The following is a 5,474-nucleotide window of genomic DNA, read 5'->3' as shown; positions in this document are numbered from 1 at the left end:
CCCCCCCGCCGCTCTGGGACTGTCGGACGCGGACCACCCGCTCCTGGGCGCGCGCGTCCCGGTCGGGGACACGGGACGGACCCTCTTCACCGGCGTGCTCGACCCCGCCCGCCACTCCTGGCTGGCCGACCACGTGGTGGACGGCCGGACCCTGCTCCCCGGGAGCGCGGTGGTGGAACTCGTGCTGCACGCCGGGCGCGCGTGCGGGTGCCCCGAGATCGCCGACCTCACCCTGAGCACACCCGTGGAGCTGCCCCGCGACGGGGCCGGACTCCGGATCCAGGTCCTGGTCGACGCACCGGACGGCTCCGATCACCGGACCGTCCGCGTGCTGTCCCAGGCCCCCGGCGCCGACGACTGGACCGCGCACGCCGAGGGGGAGCTGGCCCCGGGGACCACCCGGGCGGCGGAGCACGGGGAGACCCCCGCCGCGGACGCCGAGCCGCTGCCGGTCGAGGGCGCCTACGCCCGGCTCGCCGCGCACGGCTACGACTACGGACCGGCCTTTCGCGGACTGCGCGCCGCCTGGCGGCACGGAGACGGCGTGGTGGGCGAGGTCGAGGCGCACACTCCGCCGGAGGACGCACGGGGGATGGCCGGACCGCACCCCGCGCTCGCCGACGCGGGGCTGCACGCGCTCCTGCTCGACCACGTGAACGGTGACGGGAGGCCGGGCCGGCCGCTCCCGTTCTCCTGGAACGGGGTCCGGGCGCACACCGACCGGGCGCCGGCACGCCTGCGCGTGCGGACCACCCGGACCGGCCGTGACACGTGGTCGGTCCGCTACACGGCCGATGACGGCACACCGGTCCTGTCGATCGACCGGCTCACCGTCCGCGACGCGCCGACCGCCGCCGAACCGCCCGCCCTGTTCCGTGTGGACTGGACGGAGGCGGAACACGCGGGCGTCGAGGACCACGCACCGGAGCCCCGCACATGGGTGACGGTCGGCGCGGAGGGTCCGGAGGGCGTGGAACGGTACGCCGACGCCGCGGCCCTGGAGTCCGCGCTGGAGTCGGGGGCGCCCGTCCCGGACCTGGTCCTGGTACCCGTCCCGGCCCGGGACGGCGACGCCCCCGACCGCGTCCGCGCCGAGCTCCACCGCGTCCTGACCCTCGTCCAGGGGTGGGTGGACCACGCACGACTCGACGCGGCCAGGATCGTCGTGGCCACGCGCGGGGCCGTCCGGATCCCCGAGGACACCAAGGACCGGGACGTCGATCTGGCGGGCGCGGCCGTGTGGGGGCTGGTGGCCTCGGCGGAGAGCGAGCATCCCGGCCGCTTCCTCCTGCTCGACACCGACCGGCTCGACACGGCCGGAGTGAGTGCCGCGCTCGCCACCGGAGAGCCCCGGGTCGCGCTCAGGGACGGTCGCGCGTACGTCGCGCGCCTGGCCGAGGCCGACCACGGGGACACGGGACCGCGGTGGCCCCGTCGCCGGACCGACTGGCGCCTGCGCGTACGCGAACCCGGGCGGATCGACGGCCTCGCCCCGGTCGCGGACCCCGACCAGCGGCGCCCACTGCGGTCCGGTGAGGTCCGCATCGCGGTCCGCGCCGCCGGGGTCAACTTCCGCGACGTCCTCATGACCGTGGGGATGTACCCGGGTTCCGGGGAGATCGGCAACGAGGGCGCCGGGGTCGTCCTGGAGGTCGGCCCGGACGTGGCGGACCTCGCTCCGGGCGACCGGGTGATGGGCCTGTTCCCCGGGGCCTTCGCTCCGGTGGCCGTCGCCCGGCGCGCGCTCGTGGCCCGCGTCCCGGAGGGGTGGGACGACGCCGCGGCCGCCGCGACGCCCGCCGCCTACCTCACCGCCCACCTCGCGCTCGTCGAGGAGGCCGGGCTCGCGGCCGGCGAAACGGTCCTCGTCCACTCGGCGGCCGGGGGCACCGGCCAGGCCGCCGTCCACGTGGCCCGGCACCTGGGCGCCACGGTCCTGGCCACCGCCAGCCCGGAGAAGTGGGACGTGCTCAGGAGGGCGGGAATCGCCGACGAACACCTGGCCCACTCCCGCCGCCTCGACTTCGAGGAGCGGTTCCGCGCGGCGGCCCCACCCGTGAACGTCGTCCTCAACTCCCGCACCGGCGCCGCGGTCGACGCGTCGCTGCGGTTGACGGCACCCGGGGGGCGCTTCGTGGAACTGGGCCGCAACGACCTCCGCGACCCCGACCGCGTCGCGGCCGACCACGACGGCGTCGCCTATCTGCCGTTCGACCTGTCGACGCTGCCAGAGGAACGCGTCCGCCGCGCCTTCGCCGTGATCCTGCCCCTGCTGGAGAAGGGGGAACTCCCCGGCATCCCGGTCACCCGCCACCCCGTCGAGCGGGCGGCGGACGCCTTCCGCCTCATGCAGCGGGGGCACAACGTCGGCAAGATCGTCCTGGACCTCGCCGCACGCGGACGATCGGGCGGCACGGTGCTGGTCACCGGCGGAACCGGTACGCTCGGCGCCCTCGTCGCCCGCCACCTGGTGGTCCGCCACGGCGTCAGCCACCTGTTGCTGACCGGCCGACGGGGGAGCGAGGCCCCCGGAGCGGCCGACCTGGTCGGGGAACTCGGCGCCCTGGGGGCCCGGGTGACCGTCGCCGCCTGCGACGTCGCCGACCCCGAGCAGGTCCGAGATCTCGTGGCGTCGGTCTCCCCCGACCGTCCGCTCACGGGTGTGGTCCACGCGGCGGGCGTGCTCGACGACGCCACCGTCACCGGGCTCGGCGCCCCCGCACTGGAGCGGGTCCTGCGGCCCAAGGTCGACGGGGCCTGGAACCTGCACCGGGCCACCGCCGACCTCGACCTGGACACCTTCGTGCTCTTCTCCTCAGCGGCCGGGGTGTTCGGCTCGGCGGGGCAGCCCGCCTACGCCGCGGCCAACACCTTCCTGGACGCCCTCGCCCACCACCGGCGCGCCCTCGGACTGCCCGCGCAGTCCCTGTCCTGGGGACGATGGGCCGACGCGAGCGCGATGACCGGCCACCTCGGCGCGGTCGAGACCGCACGCATGACCCGCACCTGGGGGGTGACGGCGATCGGCTCCGACGANNNNCCGGCCACCCCCACCTGCTCCCCGTGCCGATGGACCTGGCCGGTCTGCGGGCGCGGACCGCCTCGCCCGAGGACGTCCCCTCCCTGCTGCGCGGACTCGTGCGCGCGAAGGTGAACCGGCCCGTTCACGGCACCAGGGCGGCCGAACGTCTGCGGTCCTCTGCTCCAGGGGCCGAACGCCGTGCCCTGCTGGCGGACCTCATCGGTGAGCGCGCCGCCGAGATCCTCGGCCACCCCACCGGTCACCGGGTGGCGGCCGACCGGGACTTCCTGGAAGCCGGGTTCGACTCCCTCACCGCCGTCGAGCTGCGCAACCACCTGCGCGAGGTCACCGGACTGCGGCTGCCCGCGACCGTGGTCCTCACCCACCGGAGCCCGAAGGCACTGGCCGCCCACGTGGACACGGAGATGGGCGCGGGGGCTCCGGGCACGTCGGCCGGGGCGGCGCCGTCGGAGACCGCGGTCGGCCCGGTCGGTCTCGCCGACCGCGACGAAACCGTCGACGGGCTGGTCGCACGCTTCCGCTCCGCCTGCTGGGACGGGCGGCCGGAGGAGGCGATCGCGCTGGTCCGTGCCGAGTCGAGGGCCCGGGCGGTGTTCACCGGCGACGACACCTGGCCGGTCGAGCCGGTGCCGCTCGCCACCGGCCCCGAACAGCCGGTCCTGATCTGCCTTCCGTCCCTCGTCATGACCTCGGGCGCACAGGAGTTCGCCCGCTTCGCGGCCCGGTCGCGCGGACGCCGCCGGGTCCAGGTCCTCCCGGCGCCCGGGTTCGTGGACGGTGAGCGCCTGCCCGCCGACCGCGCGGTCCTGACCGACGGCCAGGCCGACGCCGCGCTCCGGGCGGCGGACGGAGCGCCGTTCGTCCTCGTGGGCCGGTCGTCGGGCGGATGGGCGGCCCACGAGGTCGCCGAGGAACTGCACCGTCGCGGCCGCCCGCCCCAGGGCCTCGTACTGCTCGACACACCCCTCCCGGACGAACCGGGCATGCTGCCGATCGTCACCGACGCGGTGACCGCGCGGGCCGGCGAGTTCGAGCTGTTGGACGAGGCGCGGCTGACCGCCATGGGAGGCTACCTCGACCTGTTCGCCGACTGGCGTCCCCGTACCCTGCCGGTCCCGACCGTCCAGGTCCGTCCACAGGCCCCGGTTCGAGCCGTGTCGGGAGGGGAACTCGGGGCCGGGTGGCGATGGCCGGGCGAGCATATCCGCGTCGAGGTCCCGGGTGACCACCTCACCATGTTGGAGGGGCACGCCGGGACCACGGCGGAGGCGGTCGAGAGCGCGGTCGCTCAGATCGTGGCGGTGTCGATGACGAACCGGTAGCGCACGTCGCTGTCGACCACGCGCTTCCACGCCTGGTTGGCCTCCTCCGCGCGGATCACCTCGATCTGCGCGCCGAGGCCGTGCTCGGCGCAGAAGTCCAGCATCTCCTGGGTCTCGGAGACGCCGCCGATCATCGACCCGACCAGGCTGCGGCCGCCCGTCATCAGGGAGAACAGGTTCAGCGAGACGGGGTCGTCGGGGGCGCCGACGTTGGCCAGCACACCGCCCGGCCGCAGCAGGCCGAGGTACTGGTCGAAGTCGAGCGCCACCGACACCGTCGACAGGATCAGGTCGAACGTCCCGGCCAGCGCCTCGAAGGTCGCCGGGTCGCTGGTCGCGTGGTAGTGGTCGGCGCCCATGCGCAGGCCGTCGTCGCGCTTGCGCAGCGACTGGCTGAGCACGGTCACCTCCGCGCCCATGGCGTGCGCCAACTTCACGCCCATGTGGCCCAGGCCGCCCAGGCCCAGGACGGCGACCTTCGATCCGGGACCGACCTCGGCCCGGCGCAGCGGCGAGTAGGACGTGATGCCCGCGCACAGCAGCGGCGCGGCCGTGTCCAGGGGCAGGGAGTCGGGGATGCGCAGCACGTACCTCTCGTCCACCACGATGCCGGTGGAGTAGCCGCCGTAGGTGGGCTCGCCCTGGCGGTCGAGGCCGTTGTAGGTGACGGTCATGCCCTCGGCGCAGTACTGCTCCAGGCCCTTCTCGCATTGGTCGCACTCGCGGCAGGAGTCGACGAAGCAGCCGACCCCCACGCGGTCACCGACCTCGTACCGGGTCACTCCGGGGCCGACCTCGGCGACCACACCGGAGATCTCGTGGCCGGGGACCATGGGGAAGATCGACTCGCCCCAGCCCTCGTGGGCCTGGTGGATGTCGGAGTGGCAGATGCCGGCGTACTTGATGTCGATCCGGACGTCGGACTCGCCGACGGGGCGCCGCTCGATGGTGGTGCGCTCCAGCGGGGCCTTGGCGGCGGGCGCGGCGTAGGCGGCGACGGTGGTCAAAGGGTTCTCCTCGGGTTCGCTCACCGTCCGTCCCTTCCTTCGGGGCGGACGCACGACCGAGTGTGCCGGGCCGTCAGGGGCGCACCCAGGCCTCCGTCCAGC

General features: G+C 75.2%; 3 protein-coding genes. 2 read left to right on the top strand and 1 reads right to left on the bottom strand.

Annotated features, from left to right (window positions below; all coding sequences use genetic code 11):
- The first annotated feature begins 94 nt into the window (after positions 1 to 94).
- Positions 95 to 3,154 carry an SDR family NAD(P)-dependent oxidoreductase gene (locus D471_RS34785; RefSeq protein ID WP_449406569.1) on the top strand — a complete coding sequence of 1,020 codons (3,060 nt, stop codon included), beginning with the start codon at positions 95 to 97 and terminating at the stop codon, positions 3,152 to 3,154.
- Entirely contained in the window at positions 3,070 to 4,365 is a 1,296-nt protein-coding gene (locus D471_RS41845) for a thioesterase domain-containing protein (RefSeq protein WP_017599743.1), read from the top strand. Before D471_RS34785 ends, D471_RS41845 begins: the two co-directional genes overlap by 85 nt.
- Here the strand turns inward: D471_RS41845 and D471_RS0117025 are convergent.
- Positions 4,332 to 5,372 (bottom strand): NAD(P)-dependent alcohol dehydrogenase, encoded by a 1,041-nt coding sequence (locus D471_RS0117025; protein ID WP_026127806.1) that lies wholly within the window; start codon positions 5,370 to 5,372, stop codon positions 4,332 to 4,334. The two genes, D471_RS41845 and D471_RS0117025, sit on opposite strands and share 34 nt — an antisense overlap.
- Positions 5,373 to 5,474: the final 102 nt, after the last annotated feature.

The organism is Nocardiopsis lucentensis DSM 44048 (genome assembly GCF_000341125.1).
GTDB classification, from domain to species: Bacteria; Actinomycetota; Actinomycetes; order Streptosporangiales; family Streptosporangiaceae; genus Nocardiopsis; species Nocardiopsis lucentensis.
Note: the sequence above shows the minus strand (reverse complement) of the source record. Positions and strands in the feature narration are given on the sequence as shown.